The sequence below is a fragment of the Coleofasciculus sp. E1-EBD-02 genome, assembly GCF_040218245.1.
Lineage (GTDB): Bacteria > Cyanobacteriota > Cyanobacteriia > Cyanobacteriales > Coleofasciculaceae > Coleofasciculus.
The window spans coordinates 1-3,047 of the sequence record NZ_JAVJQN010000270.1; the positions used below are offsets into that span (position 1 = coordinate 1).

Annotated in this window: 2 protein-coding genes and 1 pseudogene; all 3 read left to right on the forward strand. The window is 44.2% G+C overall.

The features are described from left to right. The first annotated feature begins 159 nt into the window (after nt 1-159). Entirely contained in the window at nt 160-2,577 is a 2,418-nt protein-coding gene (locus RIC07_RS38840; RefSeq protein WP_446399179.1) for an NACHT C-terminal helical domain 2-containing protein, read from the forward strand. A 137-nt stretch (nt 2,578-2,714) separates the two neighbouring features. After that, nucleotides 2,715-2,891, forward strand: a complete 177-nt coding sequence (locus tag RIC07_RS38845; RefSeq protein ID WP_446399180.1) for a hypothetical protein — start codon at nt 2,715-2,717, stop codon at nt 2,889-2,891. Between the two features lie 28 nt (nt 2,892-2,919). Further along, nucleotides 2,920-3,047 (forward strand): annotated as a pseudogene (locus tag RIC07_RS38850) (DUF433 domain-containing protein); the annotation flags it as partial.

The window sequence follows — 3,047 nt, forward strand, 5'->3', positions numbered from 1 at the left end:
TTGGTTAAGGCTGATATCGAGCAACAACGCCGGGTATCAGCCAAGCGCAAGCGTTAACGGTTATCGACCAAAAGTTACACCGTGGACTTATACCAAGGCAGAATTCCTTATGGGTAGGTTTGTCTAGGTTTTTAGAAGCGGTAAAAGGTTAATTTGACGGTGAAATTAGACGCAAACACCATCAATGAATTAGTTGAACTCCTCCAACCCTTCATGGAAGATGAGCGCAGCCGTCGCTCGATCCTAATCCTAGCGCTGGGTAATGATGCATCGGTGTTACAACGCATCACTTGGAGTGGTGCTGTTGCGACGTTCATCCCGGAGATGGTGGAAAAGCTAGCAGACTATGGCGAAATTGCACCGGGTAAACAAGCACTTTGGGCATTGTTGGAGTGTGTGCGATCGCATTCTGGTATCGATAGTCAACAACGTATCGATAAACTGCGTTCTCAGATTTCTGAGCCAGCAACGGATACGTCTGATATTGATGCTCTCGTGGAAAACGTGCGATCGCGTCTTCATGATGACATCCAATACTTACATGGCACAATGCCGCTTTGGGGCGTGGATCATTGGGTGCCATTGGGTGATTTGTTTGTAGATGTCAATATTCTGGAGAAATTGAGCAGTAGTCATCGGTCAGAATTGCAGGACTTGTGGCAGGATTTTAAGGAGAATCCCAGCTATCGTAGTTTAGATCGCATTGGCTTGGGTAAAGAACGGAAACGGGTGTCAGGATTGGAGGTGTTGGCGAAGAATACCAACCTGATGGTTGTGGGTAAACCCGGTTCAGGGAAAACAACCTATTTGCAGCGAGTCGTGACGGAGTGTAATGGGGGAAATTTACAAGCACACCGGATTCCCGTCTTGATTAAACTGCGAGAGTTTGTAGACGATGGGCGAGAATTTGCCTATTCGCTAAAAGGTTATCTAGAGCAATACTGGCAGTTATCGAATGCCGAAACTCAATTAGTTCTCAAGCAAGGTCGAGCGCTGGTTCTGCTGGATGGATTGGATGAAGTGACGGGGGAGGATGGGAAGAAAATCACGAAGCAAATCAAAAAGTTTGCTCGTACTTATTCGCAGGTGCAGGTAATTGTAACCTGTCGAACACAAAGTCAGGAATCACGGTTTGAGCGGTTTGATTATGTGGAAGTGGCGGATTTTAATAAAGATCAGGTAGAGGCATTTGCAGAACATTGGTTTAAAGCGATGATGCGGGATGAGTCGGCAGGATTGGCAAAGGCGCAGGAGTTTCTGGAACAACTCTTTTTAGAGGAGAACAAACCGATTCTGGAGTTAGCGATTACCCCGATTTTGCTGAGTTTGACTTGTCTGGTGTTTCACCATACGGGGAAGTTTTACTCGAAGCGTTCCAAGTTGTATCAGGAAGGGTTGGAGTTGCTGCTGGAGAAGTGGGATGAACGCAGAGGAATTGAGCGGGATGAGATTTATCGGGATTTGTCGGTAGATCGAAAGTTGGAACTATTGAGCTATTTGGCGGTGAAGAAGTTTGAACAAGAGCAGTATGTGTTGTTTGAGCAGGAGGAGATTGAGGGATATATTGGGGAGTTGTTGGGGATTGGGCGGCAAGATAGTGGGGCGGTGTTGAGGGCGATTGAAGCGCAGCATGGGTTGTTGATTGAGCGATCACGGAAGGTTTGGTCGTTCTCACACTTGACGTTTCAAGAGTATTTTGTAGTTAAGTGGTTTGTTGACAAAGCAGATTGGTCAGCTTTAATGAAGCACACAATCGATAAACACTGGCGAGAAGTATTTTTATTAGTAGCGGATCTCCCTCAGCAAGCTAATTTTTTCCTGGGTTTTATGAAAGAAACAATAGAGGATAAAGTAAAGGATGATAAGTTGCAAGCTTTTCTAAGCTGGGTTGAGAAGATGGCTCTAAAGATTCAACATCTTTACATACCTGCAGCTGCAAGAGCTTTTTATCTTGGTTTGTATGTTGATCTAGGCTTTCTATTAGCTCGTAAAATTGATCCCAAGCTCGAAGAGTATCTAGATCTCGATACTGACTACCGATATTCCCGTTCTGGAGCTTTTGCTCAACATTCAATGTGTGCCCTTGAGGTTCAACTATACTTTGCATTGAGTCGTGCTTATAGGTTAAGCGGTAAGAGTACATCTATCCCTAACACATATGAACTTCAACCCAGCTTTCAAAGGCTTAGACTTGATCTTAGTTTAGCCTTGCATCATGCATATCGACTATGGGAACACTGGCAAATCAGAGAGTTAGCAGAAAGAGTTGGAACTATGCAAAAATTAGTTCCCGATACAGATAATGAAACTAGCAATAATTGGTGGTCTGAATATGGTGAATTTTGGACAGAGCAATTGGAATTGATTATGGCAGACTATTACGATATGTGGCGGGACTGGCAATTTAATCCTGTACAGATATCTAAGTTAAAGGATTACGATACTGCTAACCAATTACTTTTTGATTGTTTAAATTATAGTTCTTCTGTAAGTAGTCTAGTGAAACGGACAATTCATGAAACTCTGCTACTGCCGATCGCAGAAATCGAAAAACGCAAACAGGAAAACGTAGATTAGGGCAATTCGGTTGCATAGAGGCTGTGCCAACACACTCAAATTGGGGAGTAATCACCCCATAAGACCAATAAGCCGTAACAACTCAATCTTGCCCTGAGCCAGAATAGAACAATCCTCTTACCATAGGAGTAGTAACATTGACCATTCAACTATCCCAGCCTGACTTCAACCGACTAACCCGCATTGTTCAAAATTTACCCGACTTTGCCAACGTGCGCGATCGCATACGTTTAGTTGCAGGGGCGTTAGATAAGTTTACCCCAAATTGCGTGATGGCTGGGATTACTGGAAGCAGAGCGCGATCGCTACAATAAAGATAATTTTCAATCATCCCTGTACTCTATGACTCGTCAGGAACTGGAACATCAGCTTCTTCGCCTATCCCCTGCTGACAAAGCAGACATCATTCAGAGTCTGACCAAAACCCTGAGAACGGGCGGAAAAGGAATCAGCAAAACTCCTGGTATTTG